Annotated in this window: 26 protein-coding genes; 7 read left to right on the plus strand and 19 right to left on the minus strand. The window is 42.2% G+C overall.

The annotated features are described in order from the left end of the window. Nucleotides 1–25: 25 nt before the first annotated feature. Entirely contained in the window at nucleotides 26–862 is an 837-nt protein-coding gene (locus tag CWB80_RS13880; protein WP_138602278.1) for a mechanosensitive ion channel family protein, read from the plus strand. A gap of 54 nt (nucleotides 863–916) precedes the next feature. Here CWB80_RS13880 and CWB80_RS13885 read toward each other — a convergent pair whose 3' ends face one another. Then, on the minus strand, nucleotides 917–1,252 hold the full coding sequence (locus CWB80_RS13885; protein WP_054553514.1) for a zinc ribbon domain-containing protein YjdM: 336 nt from the start codon (nucleotides 1,250–1,252) through the stop codon (nucleotides 917–919). A gap of 172 nt (nucleotides 1,253–1,424) precedes the next feature. On the opposite strand from CWB80_RS13885, the gene CWB80_RS13890 reads away from it, so the two are divergent. From CWB80_RS13890 to CWB80_RS13910, 5 genes are all read left to right on the plus strand, one after another. Continuing rightward, the gene (locus CWB80_RS13890) at nucleotides 1,425–1,877 is read left to right on the plus strand and encodes a TlpA family protein disulfide reductase (RefSeq protein ID WP_054553515.1); all 453 of its coding nucleotides are present in this window, start codon (nucleotides 1,425–1,427) and stop codon (nucleotides 1,875–1,877) included. 82 nt (nucleotides 1,878–1,959) lie between these two features. Beyond that, nucleotides 1,960–2,547: a DUF4202 domain-containing protein gene (locus CWB80_RS13895; protein WP_138602276.1), complete on the plus strand. Its 588-nt coding sequence runs from the start codon at nucleotides 1,960–1,962 to the stop codon at nucleotides 2,545–2,547. A gap of 20 nt (nucleotides 2,548–2,567) precedes the next feature. Next, complete coding sequence (locus CWB80_RS13900) at nucleotides 2,568–3,083, plus strand: TFIIB-type zinc ribbon-containing protein (protein ID WP_054553516.1); 516 nt, start codon at nucleotides 2,568–2,570, stop codon at nucleotides 3,081–3,083. A gap of 65 nt (nucleotides 3,084–3,148) precedes the next feature. Beyond that, a complete protein-coding gene (locus CWB80_RS13905; protein WP_054553517.1) occupies nucleotides 3,149–3,892 on the plus strand; it encodes a hypothetical protein in 744 nt (247 codons plus the stop codon). Further along, nucleotides 3,879–4,634, plus strand: a complete 756-nt coding sequence (locus tag CWB80_RS13910) for a hypothetical protein (RefSeq protein WP_054553518.1) — start codon at nucleotides 3,879–3,881, stop codon at nucleotides 4,632–4,634. The genes CWB80_RS13905 and CWB80_RS13910 overlap by 14 nt, the downstream gene beginning before the upstream one ends. Nucleotides 4,635–4,730: 96 nt before the next feature. Here CWB80_RS13910 and CWB80_RS13915 read toward each other — a convergent pair whose 3' ends face one another. The 11 genes from CWB80_RS13915 to ndk all read right to left on the minus strand — a co-directional run bounded on the left by CWB80_RS13915 (nucleotide 4,731) and on the right by ndk (nucleotide 16,088). Next, nucleotides 4,731–5,030 (minus strand): MDR/zinc-dependent alcohol dehydrogenase-like family protein, encoded by a 300-nt coding sequence (locus CWB80_RS13915; RefSeq protein WP_054553519.1) that lies wholly within the window; start codon nucleotides 5,028–5,030, stop codon nucleotides 4,731–4,733. Between the two features lie 148 nt (nucleotides 5,031–5,178). After that, on the minus strand, nucleotides 5,179–5,559 hold the full coding sequence (locus tag CWB80_RS13920) for a VOC family protein (RefSeq protein WP_054553520.1): 381 nt from the start codon (nucleotides 5,557–5,559) through the stop codon (nucleotides 5,179–5,181). Between the two features lie 115 nt (nucleotides 5,560–5,674). Beyond that, nucleotides 5,675–7,144 carry a ribosome biogenesis GTPase Der gene (gene der, locus CWB80_RS13925; protein ID WP_054553521.1) on the minus strand — a complete coding sequence of 490 codons (1,470 nt, stop codon included), beginning with the start codon at nucleotides 7,142–7,144 and terminating at the stop codon, nucleotides 5,675–5,677. Nucleotides 7,145–7,219: 75 nt separating this feature from the next. Beyond that, the gene (gene bamB / locus CWB80_RS13930; RefSeq protein ID WP_138601964.1) at nucleotides 7,220–8,398 is read right to left on the minus strand and encodes an outer membrane protein assembly factor BamB; all 1,179 of its coding nucleotides are present in this window, start codon (nucleotides 8,396–8,398) and stop codon (nucleotides 7,220–7,222) included. A 9-nt stretch (nucleotides 8,399–8,407) separates the two neighbouring features. Next, a complete protein-coding gene (locus tag CWB80_RS13935) occupies nucleotides 8,408–9,028 on the minus strand; it encodes a YfgM family protein (RefSeq protein WP_054553523.1) in 621 nt (206 codons plus the stop codon). Nucleotides 9,029–9,052: 24 nt separating this feature from the next. Further along, the gene (hisS, locus tag CWB80_RS13940) at nucleotides 9,053–10,327 is read right to left on the minus strand and encodes a histidine--tRNA ligase (RefSeq protein ID WP_138601962.1); all 1,275 of its coding nucleotides are present in this window, start codon (nucleotides 10,325–10,327) and stop codon (nucleotides 9,053–9,055) included. Nucleotides 10,328–10,460: 133 nt separating this feature from the next. Then, nucleotides 10,461–11,579: a flavodoxin-dependent (E)-4-hydroxy-3-methylbut-2-enyl-diphosphate synthase gene (gene ispG / locus CWB80_RS13945; protein WP_054553525.1), complete on the minus strand. Its 1,119-nt coding sequence runs from the start codon at nucleotides 11,577–11,579 to the stop codon at nucleotides 10,461–10,463. Nucleotides 11,580–11,584: 5 nt separating this feature from the next. Beyond that, complete coding sequence (locus CWB80_RS13950; protein WP_138601960.1) at nucleotides 11,585–12,469, minus strand: RodZ domain-containing protein; 885 nt, start codon at nucleotides 12,467–12,469, stop codon at nucleotides 11,585–11,587. Beyond that, nucleotides 12,466–14,241 (minus strand): type IV pilus biogenesis/stability protein PilW, encoded by a 1,776-nt coding sequence (pilW, locus tag CWB80_RS13955; RefSeq protein ID WP_138601958.1) that lies wholly within the window; start codon nucleotides 14,239–14,241, stop codon nucleotides 12,466–12,468. The genes CWB80_RS13950 and pilW overlap by 4 nt, the downstream gene beginning before the upstream one ends. A gap of 114 nt (nucleotides 14,242–14,355) precedes the next feature. Next, entirely contained in the window at nucleotides 14,356–15,486 is a 1,131-nt protein-coding gene (gene rlmN, locus CWB80_RS13960) for a dual-specificity RNA methyltransferase RlmN (RefSeq protein WP_054553528.1), read from the minus strand. Between the two features lie 170 nt (nucleotides 15,487–15,656). Beyond that, nucleotides 15,657–16,088, minus strand: coding sequence for a nucleoside-diphosphate kinase (gene ndk / locus CWB80_RS13965; RefSeq protein ID WP_036972405.1), 432 nt, complete (start codon nucleotides 16,086–16,088; stop codon nucleotides 15,657–15,659). A gap of 761 nt (nucleotides 16,089–16,849) precedes the next feature. Between ndk and trhP the strand changes: the two genes are divergently transcribed. Further along, a complete protein-coding gene (gene trhP, locus CWB80_RS13970) occupies nucleotides 16,850–18,235 on the plus strand; it encodes a prephenate-dependent tRNA uridine(34) hydroxylase TrhP (RefSeq protein ID WP_138601956.1) in 1,386 nt (461 codons plus the stop codon). A 38-nt stretch (nucleotides 18,236–18,273) separates the two neighbouring features. On the opposite strand, the gene CWB80_RS13975 is transcribed toward trhP, so the two are convergent. The 7 genes from CWB80_RS13975 to CWB80_RS14005 form a co-directional block, all read right to left on the minus strand. Beyond that, entirely contained in the window at nucleotides 18,274–19,179 is a 906-nt protein-coding gene (locus CWB80_RS13975) for an AraC family transcriptional regulator (RefSeq protein WP_138601954.1), read from the minus strand. Between the two features lie 15 nt (nucleotides 19,180–19,194). Further along, the gene (locus tag CWB80_RS13980) at nucleotides 19,195–19,815 is read right to left on the minus strand and encodes a flavodoxin family protein (protein WP_138601952.1); all 621 of its coding nucleotides are present in this window, start codon (nucleotides 19,813–19,815) and stop codon (nucleotides 19,195–19,197) included. A gap of 108 nt (nucleotides 19,816–19,923) precedes the next feature. After that, entirely contained in the window at nucleotides 19,924–20,859 is a 936-nt protein-coding gene (locus CWB80_RS13985) for an alpha/beta hydrolase (RefSeq protein ID WP_138601950.1), read from the minus strand. A 57-nt stretch (nucleotides 20,860–20,916) separates the two neighbouring features. After that, nucleotides 20,917–21,831 (minus strand): alpha/beta hydrolase, encoded by a 915-nt coding sequence (locus CWB80_RS13990; protein WP_054553534.1) that lies wholly within the window; start codon nucleotides 21,829–21,831, stop codon nucleotides 20,917–20,919. 387 nt (nucleotides 21,832–22,218) lie between these two features. Continuing rightward, nucleotides 22,219–22,632, minus strand: coding sequence for an Rrf2 family transcriptional regulator (locus CWB80_RS13995; RefSeq protein ID WP_054562624.1), 414 nt, complete (start codon nucleotides 22,630–22,632; stop codon nucleotides 22,219–22,221). 1 nt (nucleotide 22,633) lies between these two features. Beyond that, nucleotides 22,634–23,554 carry a DMT family transporter gene (locus tag CWB80_RS14000; RefSeq protein ID WP_138601948.1) on the minus strand — a complete coding sequence of 307 codons (921 nt, stop codon included), beginning with the start codon at nucleotides 23,552–23,554 and terminating at the stop codon, nucleotides 22,634–22,636. Between the two features lie 98 nt (nucleotides 23,555–23,652). Then, a complete protein-coding gene (locus tag CWB80_RS14005; RefSeq protein ID WP_349304225.1) occupies nucleotides 23,653–24,363 on the minus strand; it encodes a helix-turn-helix domain-containing protein in 711 nt (236 codons plus the stop codon). Nucleotides 24,364–24,368 lie beyond the last annotated feature (5 nt).

Below are 24,368 nucleotides of genomic sequence, written 5' to 3' on the forward strand. Positions count from 1 at the left end.
GAATTTAAAAAAATCAAGGATCTTTATGAAACAAACCCTCAATGAATTTTGGCTCAATAACTCAGAAACAATCATAGCGCTAGGGTATAAATTGATACTCGCAATTGTTATTTTAATTGCCAGTGCAGTACTTGCTAAGTCAGTGAAAAAGGCTATCAAAAACTCCAACGCGACGCTTAAAAAAGTTGATAATACCCTGCTGCCTATTTTGTCGTCTGTGGCAGGCTATGCGGTGTATATTATTGGCGGGGTATTTATTTTAGATATCTTTGGCGTGAATACGGCAAGCCTTATTGCCCTAATGGGGGCGGCAGGTTTGGCGATAGGTTTAGCCCTTAAAGACACTTTAAGTAATATTGCAGCAGGCATGATGTTACTTATATTAAGGCCGTTTAAAGTTGGTGACTTTGTTGAAATAGGCTCGATGCAAGGTACTGTCTCTGAGGTAAACCTATTCACCAGTGTTTTTCAAACCATTGATGGTCTTTATATCGCATCACCTAATGGCATAGTGTGGGGAAATAATATTAAAAATTTCACCCGAAATGGCAAACGCCGAATGGATATTGTTGTGGGTATTTCATATGCCGATTCAATCGATGATGGCTTTGCGGTGCTAAAAGATATTGCCGCGAACGAAAGCCGTTTACTGAGTGAACCGGCGGCGCAAGTGATGGTGACAGCCATGGCTGAGAGCTCGGTGAATATTCAGCTAAGAGCATGGGCTAAAAATGAAGACTATTGGCAAACCTATTGGGATTTAAACAAACGTGTCAAAGAGTCAATCGAGAAAGCAGGCCTGACAATTCCTTTCCCGCAACGTACTTTACACATACCTGAAGGCGTGGTGACAAAGAAGTAACTTTACTAATGTTAGTAAGTAAATCTGGTTAGTCGATTTACTTACTATGCTTCTTTAAGCTTTTTTAACAAACTTAGCGGTCACCATCATTTCACCAACGCCATCGACTTTACAGTCTAATTCGTGGTCTTTTTTATCTAGCACACGGCGGATCACGGCTTTGGTGCCAATTTTAATAACTTGCGAGCTGCCTTTAATTTTTAAATCTTTAGCAACGGTCACTTTGTCGCCATCAGCCAATAAAGTGCCGTTAGCATCTTTCACATTGATCACATCATCGGTATCAACCGCATTGGGGTCCCACTCGTGAGCACACTCTGGGCAAACTAAATTGTTTTGATCTTCATACACGTATTCAGAGTTACATTGTGGGCAAGGAGGAAAAGACATAAATGGCACCATGGTTAATTATAAAAGCGTATTTTAATGGCTTATTCACAGCATTGCGAGTTTATCTAAAGCACCTCATAGAAAGTAAGTATGTGCAAACTCGCAATTGTAATGCTGGAGTGTTTTCGATAATTTGGTTATTGTGAGTTAATTAGAACAAAGAGCACTCACAATGAAAAAAGTTATTTATTTCGTTACCTTATTATTCTCATCATTCACATTTGCAACGACGTCGCCGTACAGTGGGGAAATTACCGCTGAGGATTTACTCGCACAGTATCCTGCTTTTGCTAAAGAGTATAAAAACTATTCACCATCTGAGGATGATTTAAACACAATTAAAACGCTCAGTGGTAAACAAGTATTAGTATTTTTAGGTACGTGGTGTCATGACTCTAAGCGTGAAGTGCCTCGTTTACTAAAGTTACTTGATGGTTCGGGTGTAAAGCTGAAATCACTCCAATTAATTGCGGTTGGTTACGATAAGCTTGACCCTGATGGTTTAGCTAAGCAGTACGACCTTCGTTATACCCCAACGTTTATTGTAAGCTCTAACGGCAAAGAGTTACTTCGAATGATTGAAAAGCCTAAGCACAGCATCGCGATGGACCTTACTCGTTTGTAATAGAGTTGTTTGCTAGAGCAAAGTAGCTAAAGTAGTTATTGCTCATTATAATCATGGCTATAAACCAACTAGAGAATGTTATATGTCTCAAACTGTTATAGAAGCCATAGATGCAGCGAATGCTGCAGATCCCAATCGTGTTAAGCATGCTGGGCAAGCGTTAGCTAAAGAATCTTTATATTCTATGCGTATGACCGATATGCTTAACCGTTTTAATCCGCAAGCCGATGAACTAATGCACATTGCTGCACGGGGCCAACATATTGAACGCTGGCGCTCTCCTCGCAGTGACTTCCCTATGGGTAAGCAAGGTTATTATCAATGGCGCACTGCTTTATATGATTTTCATGCCGAGCGTGTAACAGCCCTTATGAAAACCGCTGGTTACTCAACGGGTGAATGTGAGCGCGTATACGCAGCCGTGGCTAAAAAGAATATAAAGCGAAACCCTGATAGCCAATTAATTGAAGACATCGCAAGCCTTGTGTTTATCGAACATTACATGCTTGATTTTGCAACTAGCAAGCCTGATTACGATGAGCAAAAATGGTTGGGTATTATTCGTAAAACTTGGCAAAAAATGTCAAACGAAGCACATGAATTTGTGTTAGCTGGTAACATCAGCTTACCTGAGCCGCTTAAACCGATAATTACAAAAGCGCTAAGTTAAATTTAAAACAAGGAAGGTCTATGTTTTGCCCGCGTACTAAAACAGCACTTGAAGCAGTGAGCATTGGCGATGTTAACGTGTATTTATCAAAAAGCGGTGGTGTATTTTTTGATAATCGACAAATATTCCACTTTAGCGATCCAAGTTTAAAACCAGCGCAAGTGCTGGTGGCTCATTTACAAACTCTGCCAACAGAATGCGTTGATTTAGCAAAGCGAATTAATTGCCCGAAGTGCCCTGACGTGGTGATGATGCGACGCTTTTTCACGCCACTAAAAGTGGTTGAAATAGACGAATGTCCAAATTGTGCGGCTATTTGGCTTGATCATGGCGAACTTGAAAAGATCCATGAAAATCATTTAACGCCAAAAGAGCGTGAAATGCTGCGTATTGATATGGCCAATAATCATGGTTTTATTCAAGTTAAAATTCCCAAAAGGCGTTACTCGGTTCATGCTAAAAAGCCTGAGTCTAATGCAACGTCACCTTTAGAAAAACTAGCAGAACTTGCCTATTTATCGATTTTGAATGACTAGGAAGAGAATATTTAAAAGCTCCCATTATTAGCGCTAAATAATTTTTAAAATATAAGGTCAATAGTGTGAAAAAATTAGTGGTGTTTATGAGCGTGTTACTGGCCTGTTTGTTTACAACAAGTTGCACTACAGTACTCGATAAGGCCCATGGTTATCGCGGACCCATCGTTGTGACAATTAAAACAGAAGATGGCTCTGTGTCGGAGTTTCCTTTTTTAATAGAGTCTGTGTACACAGAGTCGTGTGGTCATAGTAGTTGTGGCATAGACTCTGGTTATAGATATCTAAAAACGAGCTATGCCAATGAGCCAATCACCTTCCCGCGAGAGCGGTTAGACCTATTGCAAGCTAATGCCTACGCAACAATTCTTTTTAAAGTTACTCATCCTAATTATCACTACAACGTCTTTACTCGAGGTTTTGCACCTACCGATGCTGATGACCCCATTTATGTAACGTTTACTGTTAAGCCGTTTGCTGAACAAATGAACAAAGTGGCTGGCTGGGCGGAAGGCCCTAAACAAGACATGCAAAAATTCGCACCAGATAGCAGAGAGTTTAAAAAAGCAGATATTAGGTATCGCCAAGCGCGTTTTAATTTAGGACAGATGATTGCAAGGCATATCACGTTGACTAAAACGGTTTACTTACCCCATTTTTCAGAAAGCATGCAACAACGTGTGATTGAAAAGTATCAACCTATTTTTAAAGCGTGGTATTACGGCGTACCTGAAACAGATTGTTGGGATATGGTTGACTGCAGAAAGCAAATTTTAAAACCAAGGGAAGCTAAATATGAAGGATTATAAGCGCAAGGTGGTGCAATTTTATTGCGTGTTACTGGCCTGTTTGTTTACAACAAGTTGCACTACAGTACTCGATAAGGCGCATGGGTATCGCGGGCCCATCGTTGTGACAATTAAAACAGAAGATGGCTCAGTGTCGGAGTTTCCTTTTTTAATAGAGTCTGTGTACACAGAGTCGTGTGGTCATAGTAGCTGTGGCATAGACTCCGGTTATAGATATCTAAAAACGAGCTATGCCAATGAGCCAATCACCTTCCCGCGAGAGCGGTTAGACCTATTGCAAGCTAATGCATACGCAACAATTCTTTTTAAAGTTACTCATCCTAATTATCACTACAACGTCTTTACTCGAGGTTTTCCGCCCACCGATGCTGATGACCCCATTTATGTAACGTTTACTGTTAAGCCCTTTGCTGAACAAATGAATAAAGTAGCTGGCTGGGCTGAACAGGGCAAAGTGATAATGCAAAATGCGGCGCCAGATAGTGATGAGCATTTCAATGGAAAAATGCTATTTTGGCAAGAGCGTTTTAATTTAGGACAGATGATTAAAAGGCACATTACGTTGACTAAAACGGTTTACTTACCCCATTTTTCAGAAAGCATGCAACAACGTGTGATTGAAAAGTATCAACCTATTTTTAAAGCGTGGTATTACGGCGTACCTGAAACAGATTGTTGGAATAAGATGACTTGTCAGGAGCAAATATTAAAACCAAGGGAAGCTGAATATGAAGGTTTGTAAGGGCAAGGGATGCTTGTTTCGGCAATCGTATTTTTTAAACTTGCTTAATAAGAAGCCTGTACCAACTCAGATACAGGCTTTATTGGTTATTAAGTGTTATAGCTTAACCAGCATTTTTCCTTTATTTTTACCTTCGAACAGACCAAGAAATGCATCAACGGCGTTTTCGATGCCGTGGTATACCGTTTCTTCAGATTTAACTTTGCCTTCGCTGATCCATTCGCTCATTTGCTCTACAAATTCAGAGAATTGAGAAAAATAATCAATCACGATAAAGCCTTTCATGGTGAGCTTTTTCGAGTTGATGTAAAAGAGGTTGCTCGGGCCTGGTTGTGCAGTGTCGTCATTATAACCTGAGATCATGCCACAAACAGGAATACGGCCGTAATCGTTCATTACATTGAGTGCAACTTAAAGTTGATGCTGAAGAATTAACAGCTAAGTTAATGGCACGCTCAAATATGAGTTTGGAGCGAATCGAGTTATTACGCGAGTTAACGCTTGAGCTGCATTCTGACCTAACAAAAGCGGACCTTACAAAAAGCTAATCTTCTACTAAACACACTAAAGTGCCCTCAATAGCCCGAACATACGCATAATGCTGGGCGTCTTTTTTAGTTGGCGGGCACAATGGCTCAGCGCCAGCAAGCACAGCTTTATCGTAACTTTCGACTAAATTATGGCAGCTGAATCTTAGCTCAAAACCAAGAGCAGGCTGCTTAGGATGGGCGCGAATATACCCTTGCTTGAAATATGCTTGCGCATGCGGGTGGGTCGCAAAGGCAAGTTTAACGGAACCTGTAACAAGCTCACCGTATTCGGCATCGTCACTGATATGGTTGGTATTTAAACCAAATGCTTGATAGTAAAAGTCGAGTACTTCTTCTACGTTATCGACGTAAATAACCTGACTTAAAAAGTCCATTTATGCTGCTCTATTTATTATTCGTTTATTAAATAAAGCATAGTTTCAGCAATAAAAAAACCTTGTAAGTCATACTTACAAGGTTTTTGCAATACTTAAAGCTTAGTCGTAGTAACTAAGACTTGTTGCGGTTTTCCTTCGCAAATGCACGAATCTTACGTTTTTGCGATAAAGTCACTTTATTAGTGCGACCCGCGTACGGGTTGTCGCCTTCTCTAAATTCAATTTTGATTGGCGTGCCCATAATACCTAATGCTTTACGGTAGTAGTTCATTAGGTAGCGCTTGTAGCTATCTGGTAAGTCATGAACTTGGTTACCGTGGATCACGATACGTGGAGGGTTATAACCACCTGCGTGAGCATATTTAAGTTTTACACGACGACCGCGAACAAGTGGCGGTTGGTGATCGGCCTGTGCCATATCCATGATACGACGCAGCATCGCTGTGCTAATACGTTTAGTGGCTGATTCGTACGCTTCGTCTACTGATTCAAATAAATGACCCACACCGGTGCCATGTAAAGCAGAGATAAAGTGTAAACGTGCGAAATCGATGAAACCTAAACGACGGTCAAGTTCTGACTTAATACGTTCTTTAACGTAATCGTCTAGGCCGTCCCATTTGTTAACAGCCACAACCAATGAACGACCTGCGTTTAAGGCAAAACCTAGTAAGCTCAAATCTTGATCAGAAATACCTTCGCGCGCATCAACCACAAGCAATACCACGTTAGCATCTTCAATCGCTTTAAGGGTTTTGATCACAGAGAATTTTTCTACAACATCGCTTACTTTCTTACGTTTACGAACACCTGCGGTATCAATAAGAATGTACTCTTTGTCGTTACGTGTCATCGGAATATAGATAGAATCACGGGTTGTACCCGGCATATCGTAAACGATTACACGTTCTTCGCCTAAGATACGGTTTGTAAGTGTTGACTTACCAACGTTAGGACGACCGATAATTGCAAGCTTTACTGGCTTATCAGCAAAGGCTTGCTGGTTGTCTTCGCCTTCTTCATCTTCGCTGTAAAGATCAACTAATTCGTCATCACTTTCTTCAAGCTCTTCAGCTTCGCCTGCAAGTTCGGCAATGACTGGCTGTAAAGTTGTTTCAAGTAGCTGCGTGATACCACGGCCGTGAGCCGCTGCAATGTGATGTACGTCACCTAAGCTTAACTGGTAGAACTCAGCACAGTACGAGTCTGCATCAATACCATCGACTTTGTTTGCCACAACAAAACATTTCTTTTGTTGTTTACGAAGGTGATTCGCAATTGCTTGGTCAGCGGCGGTCATACCTGCGCGGGCATCAACTAAAAATAACACGATATCGGCTTCTTCAATTGCCAGAAGCGATTGCTCAGCCATTTCAGTTTCGATACCTTGCTCAGAACCGTCAATACCACCCGTGTCTACCACGATAAATTCATAGCCATCGTAATCAGCTTGGCCATATTTTCTATCTCGTGTTAAGCCTGGAAAGTCGGCTACGAGGGCGTCACGAGTACGTGTTAAACGGTTAAATAATGTGGATTTGCCCACATTGGGTCGCCCAACAAGAGCGATCACGGGAAGCATAAACTACCTCTTAAAAAAACAACAAAAGGCTTCGCCAAGCGAAGCCTTAGAAAAATAACGTTTACTATTAGTAAGTTAGTTTGGAATTTTAACCGCGCTAACTTCACCATCTCGGGTGTATAAAATTAATTTGTCACCGGCAACAACAGGCTCAATAAAGAAACCTGAGCTGTCAAAGTCTTCGCGCGATACAAGCTCGCCCGTTTCTTTGTCTAACCAATGTAGGTTACCTTCTTGGTCACCTAGTGCTAAATATTTACCAGCCACAGTCGGGCCTGTTAAGTACCAGCCGCGCAGTGCTGGTTGGCTCCAGCGCTCAATACCTGATGTTTTATCTAGACCGTAAATAACACCATCGCTATCAACAACATAGATAGACTGGCTATCCATCGATAAATCACGGTAGCTGCTATATTCACGTTTCCAAACAACATTACCTGAACGAATATCAACGGCTGCTAAGTTACCATTATAAGCGATTGCATAGGCGTATGGGCCGCTAATTAATGCTTGTGTATCTACATCAACTAAACGTTCAAACTCAGATGCACCCTTTGGAGAGGCAATTTCAGCACTCCATGCAGAGTAGCCGTTTTCTGAAATTAATACGCTCAGTTTACCTGTTTCAAGACCTAGTAATACACCGCCGTTTGCCACAGTTGGTGAACTTTGACCACGTAATGTCAGTGGTGGTACTTCTTGTTCGAAGCGCCAACGTTCTTCACCTGTATCTGGGTGCACTGCTAATAATTTACCAGAGCCTAGGTTTACAAAGATTAAGCCGTCGCCTGCAGCAGGTTTAGCAAGTACTTCGCCAGGCATCGTTTTACGCCAAACAATTTCACCTGTTTCACGGTCTAGCGCGGTTAAGTAACCATGCTCAGAACCAACAAAAATTTTGCCGTAAGCTTGTAATATACCACCCGATAACTTGGCACTTTCTGTGGTTTCCCAAGGCCAAAAGGCAGGGTTTTCACGCACATCGGTTTGCCATAGCGTATCGCCATTTTCAAGCGAAAGGGCTTCAACTTCACCTTCGCGGTTTGCTACATACACAACATCGTTATGAATAGCCGGCGTTAAGCGCGAGAAATAATGCTGAACACCGTCACCAATTGATTCTTGCCATACTACGTCTGTCTCAAACTGATTAACAATTTCAGGCAGTACCAGTTCTTCTTCGTCATCACTTGACGAACACCCAGTTAGGGTTGCGATACACAGAGCAAGTGTTGCCGCTGTTAACTTCTTCATCTTAACCCCTTACGCCGCTGGGCTAGTTTGTGCTAAGTCATCAAGTTTAATTTGTAATAACGGGTTGTTTTCAAGGCCGCCATTATCCGCAGCAGCTTGGTATTGGCTGCGTGCTTGGTCTTTGTCGCCTTGTGCAGCATAAACATCGCCTTTTAATTCAGCGACTGCAGCAGTAAATGATGCAGGAAGCTGGGCGTTTAGCGTTGTTAGCGCTTGCTCATATTGCTTTTGCGCAAGGTGAACACGAGCAAGGCGCGTTGTTGCCGTTGCTTTAAGCTCAGGGTTTTGCTCGTTGGTGATGATCCAGTTAAGCTTTTCGCTTGCCGCATCAAGGTCATTTTTTTCTACGGCTTCTTTTGCCGCAACAAATGCTGTTAGCGTGCTGTAGCTTGACTCGTTATTTTCTTTAATAAACGTATCCGCTTTTTCTAGCACGGCACCGCTTTCAACAAGTTGTGTGAAAGAGTCAGATGCTTTCTCAGCTGTGGTGATTTGGTTTTGGTTATAAGCTTTCCAACCATATAAACCACCTAAACCTGCAACAATACCAATTGCAAGTGCTAAACCATTTTCACGGAAAAAGCGTTTGATCGCTTCTTCTTGTTGTTCTTCTGTTGAATAAATTTCCATGCTTACCTCTGTTGCTAGCTGGGCTTAAATAAGTTCAGCTAGTAGCGTTTTCGCTTCTTCTAGTTTTAAGGTGACTTGTTCTTTACGCTCACGTAAGTACTTAATAGTCACAACGCCTTGTTCTAATTCATCTTCGCCGATAATAACTGCGACTAGCGCATCGCTTTTATCTGCGCGTTTTAATTGCTTTTTAAAGTTGCCACCGCCTGCGTGCACCATAACACGAAGACCTGCAACATCTTTACGTAACTGAGCGGCAATGATAGGCGCTTGAATGCTGGCTTTATCGCCCATGGCTGCCAAATATACATCAGCACTACGGCGGATGTCACCTACACTTTCTAGTGCTTGAAGTAATAACACTAAACGCTCAAGACCCATTGCAAAACCTACCGCTGGTGTTGCTTTACCGCCAAGTTGTTCAACTAGGCCATCGTAACGACCACCGGCACAAACGGTTCCTTGTGCGCCTAGGCTATCGGTTACCCACTCAAAAACGGTGCGGTTGTAATAGTCAAGGCCACGTACAAGCTTTTCATTTACCGTGTATTCGACGCCAGCAGCGTCTAAACGTTCACATAAATTTTCAAAATGTTCTTTTGATTCAGCATCTAAGTGCTCAGATAGTTTAGGCGCATCAGTTAAAATGGCTTGTACATCAGGGTTTTTGCTATCTAACACACGTAAAGGGTTGCTGTGCATACGACGCTTAGAGTCTTCATCAAGTACATCGACGTGTTGCTCTAAGTAAGCAACAAGTGCATCACGGTAGTCTGCACGCGCTTCATTTGAACCCAATGAGTTAAGCTCAAGACGAACGTGCTCACTGATACCAAACTCTTTCCATAATTGGGCTGTCAGCAAAATAACTTCTGCATCAATATCAGCAGTGGCAATGCCGAATGTTTCTAAACCAAATTGGTGGAATTGACGGTAACGGCCTTTTTGTGGACGCTCGTGACGGAACATCGGGCCCATATACCATAAACGTTGTTCTTGGTTGTACAGTAAACCGTTTTGATTACCTGCACGTACACACACTGCGGTACCTTCAGGGCGAAGAGTTAAGTTATCGCCATTACGGTCTGCAAAGGTGTACATTTCTTTTTCGACGATATCGGTTACTTCACCGATAGAGCGTTTGAATAGGTCGGTTGATTCAACAATTGGAAAACGAATTTCTTGATAACCAAACGATGAAACTGTTTCACGTAAAATGTCTTCTACTTTCTGCCAAATTTGCGTATCGCCTGGCAGACAATCGTTCATACCACGAACTGCCTGAATTTGTTTTGCCACTGATAAATCCTAAATACTGTACGTGCGCTGAAAAAAGTCGCGCCTCAAGAAAAACTAAAAATTGACCCGCTATTATACCGTTTGGGCTCTAAAGGTAAACGGCAAACCCAAGGGTTTGCCGAGTATATGCGAATTATTCAACGATTTTGATGTCGATTGGCGTTTCTTTCTCTTTTTTAGCGATAAAGTCGCGCACATAGCCTTCAAGTTGGTCGACAATGTTATCGTTATCGATACGTGCTTTTTGACGCTCACCATTGATGTATAAGCCAGAGCGACGGTTCGCACCAGCAAGGCCGATATCACTAACCAGCGCTTCACCAGGGCCATTTACCACACAACCAATCACCGACACTGACATAGGCTCAACTACGTCTTCAAGGCGCTCTTCAAGTTGGTTCATGGTGCTTACCACATCAAACTCTTGGCGTGAGCAGCTCGGGCAGGCAATAAAGTTAATGCCGCGTGAGCGAATGCGTAATGATTTTAAAATATCAAAACCTACTTTGATCTCTTGTACCGGATCGGCAGCAAGTGATACGCGTAATGTGTCACCAATACCTTCGGCAAGTAGCATACCTAAGCCAACAGCTGATTTAACAGAACCTGAGCGCATACCGCCTGCTTCGGTAATACCTAAATGCAGTGGCTGGTCGATTTCTTTCGCAAGTAGACGATATGCACCAACCGCTAAAAATACATCTGACGCTTTTACGGATACTTTAAATTGATCAAAGTCTAAACGTTGTAAGATCTCAACATGGCGCATAGCTGATTCAAGCAGTGCTTCTGGTGTTGGTTCGCCGTATTTTTCTTGTAAATCACGCTCTAATGAACCGCCATTCACACCAATACGAATAGGAATATTATGCTCACGGGCTGAGTCTACAACGGCACGAATACGCTCTTCGCTACCTATGTTACCCGGGTTAATACGCAAACAATCCGCACCATACTGAGCCACTTTTAACGCAATACGGTAATCAAAGTGAATATCTGTTACTAGTGGAATTGTGACTTGTTCTTTAATGCTCTTAAATGCTTCAGCTGCTTCCATGGTTGGTACAGACACACGCACAATATCGGCGCCAGCATCTTGAATAGCTTGAATTTGTGCAACCGTTGCATCGATATCTAGGGTGTTGGTGTTAGTCATCGACTGAACGGCAATTGGTGCACCATCACCAATTGGCACATTACCTACGTTAATACGGGTCGATTTTCTGCGTTTAATAGGAGATTCTGAAAACATTGCGGTTACTCTGATAACGGTAAAGTAAATTTAGCTAAGCGATTTTTGGCAAAATGTGAGGTATCGACAGCTTGACCTTGAAAAGTAATATCGACTACTTGGTGTTTGCCGAGCACCACACTAAACGGCTGTGGGCCGGTTACTGTCATAACGTAACCAGCTTTTTTAACACCAAAAGCAATACGATCGCCGTTGCCATCGTGAATTTCTACCCAGCTATCTTCATTGAAGTGCATCACCACTTCGCTGTGCTCAGGATCAGCTTTTTTTGTTTGCGGCTGAGCAGTTAATTGGCTTTGTGACGCAGCCTGATTTGCTGCTTCGTTGTTAGTTATTGGCACAGTTTCTTGTGGCTCAATAACTTCTTTGTCTTCTGTAGGCAATTGAACTGTTTCTTCAACTGGCGCTTCGTCTGCTAAATTAGTGGTTAGCTCATTACTTTCAAGCTGATTTGGCATCGCCGTTGTTACCGGCTCTTCGATACTTTGATTACTATTTTGCCACCACCAAACGACCGATGAGCCTATAATGACAGCTAAAATAAAATAACTGAATAGCATTAAACGGCTATCGTTTGCTTCTTTTTCGGTGCGACGAGAGAAGCTCTGCATATTAGATTTTTTAGCTGGCTCAACATGCTCAGGTAACAATTCAAGCATGGCTTGGCTATCTATTTTTAGCTCGCGACAATAGCTTCTGATATAACCTTTTACGAAGGTTGCAGGGCCTAGTAATTCATGTTCGTCGTTTTCTAATCGTTGTAATTGTAAAACTGATAATTTTAATGCACCAGCAAGCTGCTCAAGGCTCATTCCTGCTTCTTCGCGGCGTTTTTTTAGCGCCTGGCCGAGCTTTTCTTGTGGTTGTTCTAAATTGTTTTCTTCATTCATAATGCGTATGAGTCTGGATCTACCAATAAAAGTCTATGCCCAGGCTTAAGGGCAACATCTGGGCTCAATTTGTTCCAGCGCATTAATTGATCGATTAATACGCTATGCTGCGTGGCAATGTCGTACAAAGTATCACCAGCATTAATGTCGTGATAAATATTCGGATCATTTAAATAGATGCGAGTACCGTTTTGTACGCGATCCGATTCTTTTAAGCCATTCCACAGCAAAATCTTCTGTAGTTTAACATTGTATCGCACTGAAATGCTAAATAGGTTTTCACCATTTTCAATAATATGGTAGGGGATATTCAGCGCAGGTACACGTGGGTTGAGCATGGGTAATTGTATTTGTTCAGAAGTCACTGAGTACGAGGTTTGACTCGTTTGGCCTGCATAGTTGGATTCTTCGCCAAAGACATTTTCATCTTTTTCAGGCTGATAAAATATCACTGTGCTTTCATTTTTGCTGACAGCTTTTGCAGAAGTTGAAGTTTGTTGCTTAATCTCAGGAGATGTGGGTGCCCCAAAAGATACAATAGTGACTTCATCGTTAGCAGCTTTAGGTGTTGATATACTTTTCTTTTGTTCTGGTGTTTTTATTGCAAGCGCATTAACAACAGCTTCAGTATCGACAGGCTCAGTTGCGGTTGATGCTACTTCAGTCTTAAAGCCTGAAGCTTCAGGCTGAGTCTTTGCTTGCTCAACAACTTGGGCTGGCATGTTTGCAACAGATTGGGTTGATTCGACAGTTTCTTGTTCATTAATTGCAGGCACTTCTGACTTTTGCTGATTCGTAGCATATACTTCTTTTGCATTAGAAGTTTGTACATCTGTCTTATCTACAATTACTGTTTCATTCGCCTTTGTTGGGGCTTTTCTTTTTACGATTCGGATCTTTGGTTGGTCTTTGCTAACCGATGAGTTATCGCTTGAAATCTGGAGCTCTTCGAGTTGAGCTTGACGATATTTTTCTCGTAATATTTCAAACTCTGAACGTTTAACCTGCCCAGAAGTAATGGCTTTAGCTTCGTTTGAGCCGGGGTAAGTTTGTAAAATGATACCTGCAGTTGCTTCGGCTTTTTCTATGTGTCCCATACGTTGCTGGATAAGATAGCTGAGCATAAGTGCACGAGGTGTTACGCGGCCTGTTGATTCGTATTTTTCAATAATATCTTCAGCTTTGTGTAGATCGCTTTTTGCGTAATACAAACCAGCTAAGCTTATCATTGAAGAAGGGCGCTGCGAGCTGTGATTAAGTGCTGATTTTAGGTATTTTTCCGCATTTTCGAAGTCATCAAATTCAATCGCACATAAAGCTAAGTTTTCGTAACTTTCAGCTACACGGATATAGCTAGGAATTGAAATCGCTTTAAGAAGCTCTTCTGCAGCGCGGTCATACTCACCAATACCACACAAAAATACACCATAATTGTTCAAGGTATTTGGATCATTAGGGGCAATTTTTAATGCGCGCTGATAGGCTTTATCGGCAAGTTCTGGTTCATCAACCTGTTGATAGTAATAAGCTAAAGAGTAATGAACTTCAGGGAGGTCAGGTGCAAAATCTGCGGCGCGTTCTAAATTATATTTTGCTTGTGAGTTATTGCCTGTTTTTAAGTACTGTAACGCAAGGGCGATACGGGTACGGGCAGCACCGGTATTGTTAACTTGTTTTTCAACAACGGGTCTGTCGCTACCTTCGTAGCTGTTTTCTGTAACACACCCTGTTAATGCAAATACACTAACAGTAATGGCAAGTATAGAACGCATTACCTAATCTCTTCTTTGATTCCGTATGCCTATCTTACCGAAAAGCCTTTGTGTTGCATCTATTATTTTAAAAATAACGAGTTTGCCACAAAGGCTTAACTTCAAAAGTTACGCTTATGCTTGGTGAATGTTTACCGCAATTGCGTTATCTTCGCGCATTTTCTTTTTCGCTAAACGTTTAGTACGGTCAACGACATCACCCACTAATTGACCACAAGCTGCATCAATATCATCACCACGAGTACGGCGAACGATACAGGTAATACCTGCTGCTTGTAATACTTTAGAGAAGCGGTCGATACGGCTGTTACTCGAACGGCCATATTCATTACCCGGGAATGGATTAAACGGGATCAGGTTCACTTTTGAAGGTGTACCTTTAAGTGTTTTAACCAATTCGTGGGCTTGATCGGTACTGTCGTTCACACCTTGTAGCATAACGTATTCGATAGTCACATCTTTGTTTGCTTTAGAACCATCGATATATCGACGACATGCGGCTAAAAACTCTTCAATTGGGTACTTTTTATTAATTGGTACTAGTACATCTCGCAGCTCATTGTTTGGCGCATGCAGTGAAATAGCCAATGCTACGTCAATTTTTTCTTTTAATAGATCAAGCGCAGGAACCACACCTGAGGTACTTAATGTAACGCGACGTTTTGATAAACCAAAACCCCAATCGTCCATCATAAGTTCCATTGCTGGTACGACGTTTTTAAGGTTAAGTAATGGCTCACCCATACCCATCATTACAACGTTAGTTACAGGGCGCTTAGTGCTGTCGCCGTCTAAACCAATATCTTTCGCGACACGCCAAACTTGGCCGATGATCTCAGACACCGCTAAGTTACGGTTAAAGCCTTGTTGAGCCGTAGAGCAGAAGGTACATTCAAGGGCACAACCTACCTGTGATGAAACACATAAAGTTGCACGGTCTTTTTCTGGGATCCAAACAGCTTCTACTTCTTGGCCACCTTGTAGCATCAGGGCGTATTTAATAGTGCCATCAGTCGCTACTTGTTTAACTGAGATCTCAGGAGCAACAATTTCACATTCAGCTTTTAGCTTTTCTTTCAGCTTTTTGTTGACGTTTGTCATGTCGTCAAAATTGTCTACGCCAAAATGATAAATCCATTTCATCACCTGATCGCCACGGAATGGCTTTTCACCGAATGATACAAAAAGCTCACGCATTGCATCTCGGTTTAAATCTAATAAATTAATCTTTTTTTCAGTGGTCATGAAACAACCTCAATCAGTGACGGTGGTAAGTAGTTTGGGTGCGCGATTGTACATTATTTAATCGACTTAGTCATTAGCTAAATAGATTAACAATAGGCTTAGCTAATGACTAAAAAAGGGCCCGAAAGCCCTTTTTCTTCTGCATCACAGACTTAGCTGTGAACTCGAAATTAACGAGTACGTGGGCAGATTTCTTCGTCAGCGAAGAAGTATGCGATTTCACGTGCAGCTGATTCAACAGCGTCAGAACCGTGAACAGCATTTTCGTCGATGCTGTCTGCGTAGTCAGCACGTAAAGTACCCGCTAGTGCTTCAGCAGGGTTAGTAGCACCCATGATTTCACGGTTTTTAAGTACTGCGTTCTCACCTTCAAGAACAGTAACCATTACTGGACCAGATGTCATGAACTCAACTAAAGCACCGAAGAAAGGACGCTCGCTGTGCTCAGCGTAGAAACCTTCAGCTTTTTCTTTTGAAAGGTGAACCATTTTAGCTGCAACGATTTTAAGACCCGCAGTTTCGAAACGGTTGTAGATAGCACCGATGTGGTTTTTAGCAACTGCATCAGGTTTTACGATTGAAAAAGTACGCTCTAAAGCCATCTTTATGCTCCAATAATTTTAAATTTAAAAGGTTAAATATTAACGGGCGCGAATTATACGCGCTTTACGTGAAAATTCCTAATTTAATTAAATAGTCATTTGATGGCATTTTCATGAATCTAAAAATGTTCAGCAAAATGAGTATAAAATGCGAACACCTTTTACAGTTAAGCACTTGTTTCCACAATGAACTCAGCGTGGTTACGAGTATACATAGCGTGTGTGATATCACAGAAGTGTTTGTTAATGATTTTGATTATTACAGTGATGGCAACTATGCCTGTGTAGAGGACTTCAAAAGCGTATTACCCATTACAGCCCCTATATTTATTGAACTAGACCAAACCAAGCTCCTGAAGTTGGAAGTAGTCATATTTTTTATATCGCTATTCGTTTTGCAAACGGCAAAACCTTTGCGCTTGAAACTGAAGAAGTGCTGTTGTTTTTGTAATCAAAAAATCACATTTAGCATATAATATAACTACATAATTATTAAAGAATATATGTTGTAGCTTTTTGGGCTGTTAACATTAACAAATCCAAACCAATTACCCTGGATAGTTAATTGAGTTTGATCAAAAAAGGTGGCCATTGGATTGGTCACCTTTTTTCTTTTTATAGGCTCACAGCTGGTTTGCTGAGTTTCTATCAAGCATGATCTAGATCAATAAAATTACTGGGCAGGTTATTATACTGCCGCGCTTCATTATCGTATTAATTCATGCAACCGACTTGTACTCGGTTCGATGTGTGGAGCTTTCATGTCGTCACCTATTTTGACCCCTCGTCCTTTTACGCCTGAGTTGTTATCACCTGCGGGTAGTTTAAAGAATATGCGTTATGCCTTTGCTTATGGTGCTGATGCTGTTTACGCTGGCCAACCTCGTTACAGCCTTCGTGTTCGTAACAATGAGTTTGACTTAGATAACCTGCAAATCGGTATTAACGAAGCCCATGCGCAAAATAAAAAGTTGTATGTGGTCTCGAACATTGCTCCTCATAATGCCAAGGTAAAATCGTACTTACGCGACATTGAGCCAGTTATTGAGATGCAGCCAGATGCGCTGATCATGTCTGATCCAGGCCTAATTATGCTAGTGCGTGAAAAATGGCCAGATATGCCTATTCACTTATCTGTGCAGGCCAATGCGGTAAACTATGCCACAGTGAACTTTTGGGCTCAGCAGGGTATTGAACGAGTCATTTTATCGCGCGAATTATCCCTTGAAGAAATCGCTGAAATTCGTGAACTATGTCCAAATACAGAGCTTGAAGTGTTTGTTCACGGTGCACTTTGCATGGCATATTCTGGCCGTTGTTTGTTATCGGGTTATATTAATAAACGCGATCCAAACCAAGGAACGTGCACTAATGCATGTCGTTGGAACTACGATGTGAAACCAGGCACCGAAAATGAAACCGGCGAAATGGTACATAAAATCGACCCTAAAGCGGTGATCCCAACCCTAGGTGATGGTGCTCCAAGTAACGAAGTATTCATGCTTGAAGAGCAGGGGCGCCCTGGTGAGTATATGCCTGCTTTTGAAGACGAGCATGGTACTTACATAATGAACTCAAAAGATTTACGTGCAGTTCAATATGTTGATCAACTAACGAAAATGGGCGTACATAGTTTAAAAATTGAAGGCCGCACCAAGTCTTTCTACTATGTTGCTCGTACTGCACAAGTGTATCGTAAAGCCATTGATGATGCCGTTGCTGGTCGTCCATTTGACGCAAACTTATTTAAAACGCTCGAAAACTTAGCGCACCGAGGCTATACCGAAGGGTTTTTAAAACGCCATGCACATCAAGACTATCAAAACTATGAGTATGGTCATTCGGTGTCAGATAAACAGCAGTTTGTGGGTGAAGTATTAGGCCGCAACGATAATGGCTTAGTTGAAATTGATGTGAAGAATAAGTTCTGTACTGGTCATTCACTTGAGCTTATGACGCCAAAAGGGAATATTAACTTCAAGCTAGATTTTATGGAAAACAAAAAAGGCGAAGCCATTAGCGATGCAAAAGGTTCGGGCCATATTGTTAAAATCCCTCTGCCAGAAGATATCGATTTAGGGCACGCAATCTTGATGCGGAATCTCGATGCCGACCAAGATACCCGTAACCCATTTAATAAAGCTTAATAGAAGGTGCGCTAAGTCATACTTAGCGCATTTATCTCTTATAACTGTTGTTGCCTTAACCTTTGCATATCTTTTTGCGGAGGCAGGCCAAATAAACGGCTGTACTCGCGACTAAATTGCGAAGGGCTTTCGTAACCAACCACACCACTTGCTTGACCAGCATCAAGACCATTGATCAGCATTTGATCGCGAGCCTCTTGCAGGCGTAAGGTTTTTAAATACTGCAATGGGCTGGTGCCAGTAATGGTTTTAAAGTGCTGGCGAAATGTTGATGAGCTCATATGCGCTTGTTTTGCTAACTCGTCAATTTGTACTGGGCGCATAAAGTTGGTTTTAAGCCAGCTCACAACTCTGACAATATGACTACTTGGTGACCCCTCTGATGCCAGTTTTCTAAGGTGAGGCCCGTGAGGTCCCTGTAAAAGACGAATAACAATTTCTTTTGTGAGTAATGGCTGTAAGCCGTCGCGAAGTGCAGGGTTATATTCAAGCTCAAATAACCGAGTGAGTGCATCAGTGAGTCCTGCATCGATATTATGAATAGAAATCGGCTCAAACGTTTCGTTGCGTGATTGTTTTGGCAGCTTAAGTTCTGCGGCTGTTTGCAAAATTAGGTTGTAATCAAGCTTTAGCACCATGGCAACAAATGGCTGGTGGCGTGTCGCTTCGGTCACATGGGATACCACAGGTAAGTCGAAAGTGGTTAACATGGTTTGCCCACCAGAGCAGGGCAGTACACTGTTTTCCACTGAAAGCAATTTTGCACCTTGCAGCACCACCGCAAGGCTTAATGTGTAAATACAATGCAAGGGGTCGGTTGGTGCATTACGAATGTGCAATGTGAGCTCTGGTGTATGAGAGGTAATATCACCCGCTTTATTAGCGAATAACATAATCTTTTGCGCGAGTGGTTTAGCAATCTCTTGATGGTTGGTGTCTATCATGTTTAAAACTCACGGTTAGTTATCTTGGCTGTCAAATTTATCAAGCATATCTTGGCTGCTTATTTGAGAGCCCATACGGCCACGATTCACGTACCTGTGAGAAAACGTTTTTGCGCCATTTTCCCGAACTAGCTTTTCAAAATCATCAATAAAATGCTGTTCGAACTTACTATTAAAGGTATTAAATAAAATCACATTTTTACCTGAAAAGTCATTATTTTTTGCAAACTGCCAAATCGGTGGGGCAGGGCTATAAAGCCAAATAGGCGAGCCTAAATAAATGGTTTGATACTTCTCAAGGTTTATATTGCTCGGGGTTATTGTTGCTACCTTGCTTCTGGCATCGTTTAGAGCGGCTATCCAACCAGGAATACCTAGTTCGTAATCGGTAGCCGTTATTTCAAACAGCTCCGCGTTATGCTTTTGTGCTATGTGATCTGCTAAAACCCCAGTATTACCAGAGCGAGAAAAAACCACGACGGCTGTTTTGGCATCAAGCGTGATTTTCGGCTCAGCGTTTTGTAGACGTAAGCTGTTTTTAGCATACTGTGATTTTTCGGTTTGTGTGACCCAAATGGCAACAGATAAAAGCCCTAATATTACAACTGCGAGTATTATAAATAGCCATTTAATCATTGTGTTAACTCCTAAAATCACAAATTCAAATCAACAACAAAAGTAAGTTAGGCCAAGCATGAGGCCTAACTTCTTTGCTTTATGCATGCTCAGCTTACAAGTGCCTTTTTATAAATGCTTGGTTAAAAAAGGCAGTATTTGCTGCATCGCTAACGCAACTGGTTCGGGCTTATCGTACAGGTCATAGTGCGACCAATCTTCTAGTTCAACGAGTTGTCTGTCTTTTGATGCAAATGATTTTCCGTAAATTTCTTTACCGTCACGGTACGCGCCAAAAGCCCCTACTTTTTGACCAATTACAGCCATCATAGGTTGAGTCATTAATGTTTCGGCAAACGCGAAAGCATCCCAAGTGAGGGTTTTTTGTGCATGAGAAAATAACATACGTGTTGCGCCACCTTCACTTTGACCACGCGGTGTTTTGTAGTAATCAGTCGCTTCGAAAACATCACGTTCAGTCAGGCCATTGTCGCGGGCAAACTCAATGCTTGGTGGGAGTAATTCGTTAACTTGTAAATCACCACCAAGTGCTTCAGCAGTTCGTTGTGCCGCCATCGCTTCAAGTGCGCCAAGCGGGTTAAATTCGGTGAATGCTTCTCTAAATAAACGACCTAAATTAACTGGTGTGATACCGACCACGGCTTTTACGCGTTTTTCAGTCAGTGCAGAGTTAAATACATAAGCACCCCCACCACATACCCCAATGCTACCAATACGCTCGTTATCGACATAAGGCAGTGTCACCGCATAATCAATAACATGGCTAATATCTTCAACGCGTTGTGATGGGTTTTCAATAAAGCGGGGTGTACCGCCAGATTGACCTTGATAGCTCGCATCGAAGGCAATAACCACATAACCTGCTTCAGCAAGTGCTTTACCATAAACACTACTTGAGGTTTGTTCTTTACAGCTACCAAATGGGTGAACACTGATCATGGTTGGGTAGGTTTTTGACTCATCAAAATTAGCAGGCGTTAAAACAAGTGCTGAGATTTCCCACGCCATATCGTGGTTTTGAATACTAACTGTTTGAATGTTCATGTTTGCTCCTAAATGCTTTTAGTAATGAGCCCTATTCGGGCTCATACAGATCAATAATTACAAGTTGCTTGTAAAGAAAGGTGCTAATACGCTGATTGCTTCAGTGATTTCACTTTCGCCATCGTATAGGTCCATGTGGTTTGCACCTTCAACGATGTACATGTTTTTGCTGCTTGATGCTGCGCGCGCCATTAGGTCATCGCTCATCCACTTGCTGCCTGCATTGCTGCCGACGACGGTCAGTAATGGTTGTGTTAAAAATGCTTCAGCTTTAAAGAATGCATCATAAGTGATGATTTGATTTAAGCTGCGTGCAGTCGCAAAACCCGGTGCAGTGCAATAAGCTGCGCGGTCTGTGTGGTAGTATTCCCACGCTTGGCGAAGTTCTTCGTTTGGTGCATCTTCTTCTTTCAGCGGTGCCATTGGAATAGTCGCAATCTCGTTACCACTTGCATCCGATGTGCGAGAATCAGAGCCAGCTTGGATATATGGGATAGCGTCGCTGTCTTTTACATTGTTATCCCAGCCATTACGGAACATTTGGCCAATATTTACCATGCTTACTGTGCCAACGGCTTTAATACGGCGGTCGTTAATTGCAGCATTTGCGGTGTAACCTGCCCCCGCACAGATACCCATGGCGCCAATGCGATCATTGTCTACATAAGGTAAGGTCGTTAAGTAATCGATTACTGCACTCACATCCTCGGTACGAACATGTGGGTTTTCAAGTTGGCGTGGCTCGCCTGTGCTTTCACCTTGGTAAGATGCATCGTATGCAATAGCGACAAAACCTTGCTCAGCTAGTTTACGTGCGTAAGTCCCTGCTGTTTGCTCTTTAACACCACCACCTGGGTGCGATACGACAACGGCTGGGTAGGTTTTTGTTTCATCAAAATCAGCTGGTAAATTTAATAAGCCAGCGATAGTAATATCTAAACCGTTAGTGTTTGGAAAAGTAACTTTGTTCATGAGCGTAAATCCTCTTTGGGTTAATGAGTAAGGACAGAGACTATTCTCGATTGCAGAGCTGTTTGCTTTGCGTCCTTGATTGAGATTAAGTATAGAAGTCGGCTGAAACGAATGTTTGCCTAAAATGACAGGGTGTTTGTCTAAAATGCCGAAAAAGCCCTATGGCAGGCAATCGGAAAATGACCAGAATAGATTAAGAATTTACTTAATTGCTTGAAATGCTAGGGTTTGCAGGGTGTTTAGAGTACTTGTTCTACATGATGATAATGATGAGATTTTATTTCTAAAATCGAAATGCCGCTTGCTTTATAAGTATAAGGCTCGCTATGAGGCTATTATTGCCTATTTTTATTGCTGTAAGCCAATTAATAGGCAGTGTAACGACATTTATTTTTTAAATTGACTGGCAAGCTCTGCAAGCGACACTTCAGCAAAACGTTTTAATAACAGTGCTTCTGCATCATCCATTGCGTTTTGCAGGGCACTGTTAACTGCATGCTCGATAGGGCAGTTGCTGTGCTCATCGGTTAGACCAATTACAAACAGGTTCTTTTCGCCAAGCGCTTGGTGAATATCAAATAAGGTTATGTCTGTTAAGGGAGTGGCCAGTAGCCAGCCGCCATTGTGACCTTTTATTGCCGACACATAACCTGCTTGACGCAGTAGTGCCATTGTACGACGCACAACCACAGGGTTGGTCATTAACATGTTTGCTAATGTCTCTGATGTAACAGGGTGGCTGTAACTGTTTAAATGGATCAGCACATGCAAAACCCGTGATAGTCGGCTGTCTTTTCTCATCTTAAATCGTCAATATGCGTTTTTTGCAGTGTATCACGAACTGCTTAATATTGACCGTTTGAATTACCAAGCTAATGCTCACTAAACCAATGCCAAGCCAGCCAATTTGCTGAAATTGCTCATTTAAAATCACAATAGCTAATACGGTGGCGATAATAGGCTCAAGTAACGTAATGAGCACAGCTTGGCTAGCCGCGATGGTTTTTAAACCAATACTAAATAGCCAATAACCTAAAAACATCGGCACAATGGCCATGTAAAGCGCCACGCTGGTATTGGTAACTGTGGCAAAAAGCGCATCTCCAGTGATTAATAACGAAGGCAAGAGTACACATGCAGCGCCACCAAATAGGCTTGCCATGGTCGCTCTTGAATGAATGCCGTAGCTAATTAAGCGTTTGGCAACCCATGAATAACCCGCATAGGTAAGCCCTGCAATTAAGCCAAGTATAATGCCGATGTTTTGGCTAAACAGCCCCTTAGCGGCAAGGTTATGCTCTTTACTTGACGCGATTAAGCCAATGCCTATTGCACCAAAGCAAAAGCTCACTAGCCAGCGAGTTGAAATGGGCTTTTTCTCAATTAAGTATTCTAATAAGACGGTAAATAAAGGGGCGCTGGCAATCGAAACAACGGTGCCAATTGCCACACCAGCGCTATTCATTGAGGTATAAAATGCCAGCGGATAAATAGCAACACAAGCTGAACCTAGTAGGGTTAGGCGGTAGTGCTTACGCAGTGCAGTGGCATTGTTTATTAGCTGAGTTAGTGAGGTTAGGCAAAGTAATACCCCGCCAAACCCCATCGCAAAGGCACCTATTGCAAAAGGGCTAATGTCTGGTGCAAAGCTTGCGGCTGTGCCTGTTGTGCCCCAAAACACACTGGCAACTAAAACGGCAATGGTCGCGATGGTATGGTTCATTGATGATTCGCTTTAAATTTAAGATATCAAAAGCATAATCAAAATTGATGTGCAGTTTTTGACAAAAAGGACGGTTTTGTTGGCGTTAAAAACTAAAGTTACTTTTTGAATTTACTCGGTGATAAGCCAAAGTACTTTGAAAAACTGCGGCTAAAAGATGAAAGCTCATTGTAACCAACTAACTCACTAATGCGTTGCAACGGGTAGTCGGTATGACTGAGTAAGGCTTGGGCTTTTTCCATTCGCTGTTTGGTTACATAGTTCATGACAGTCAATCCGGTTTGTTGCTTAAACAGCAGCTTAAATTGCGTTGGGCTTAAACAGGCAATGCTGGCAAGGTGTTTGATATGAAGAGGAGTGCTTAAGTGACTGTCAATATAAAGCAGTGCCTCGCTAATACGGCTGTCGACCTTAGGCTGCATAATTTGCTCAGCTAACAGCAAGTCGAAGGTGTTAAACATGGCAAGTTCTAATTCACGATTAACCGCTTGCTCAAGCTGCTTTGCCACAAACTGCAAAAATGCCCAAAGTGATTGATTAATAGCAAACACGCAGCGCTCAGCAGTGGCCAGGTTATCTGGTAACTTTGGCATATCGGCCACCACAAATCGCGCCTCTGGCATTGCGGTAAAAAGATGCGTTTGCGAGGCTTTGACAACCACGCATTCACCGGGGGCGACTTTACCTTGAAAATCACCGACACTAATGGCAATCACACCTTTTAAGGGCAGTACAAGTTGATGATAGTCATGGCTATGACTAACAGGCTTAGTACTGTATGAGCGGATAGATAGATTGCCTTGCATCATTTTGT

Source organism: Pseudoalteromonas sp. S1650 (assembly GCF_005887195.1).
Taxonomy (GTDB): domain Bacteria; phylum Pseudomonadota; class Gammaproteobacteria; order Enterobacterales; family Alteromonadaceae; genus Pseudoalteromonas; species Pseudoalteromonas simplex.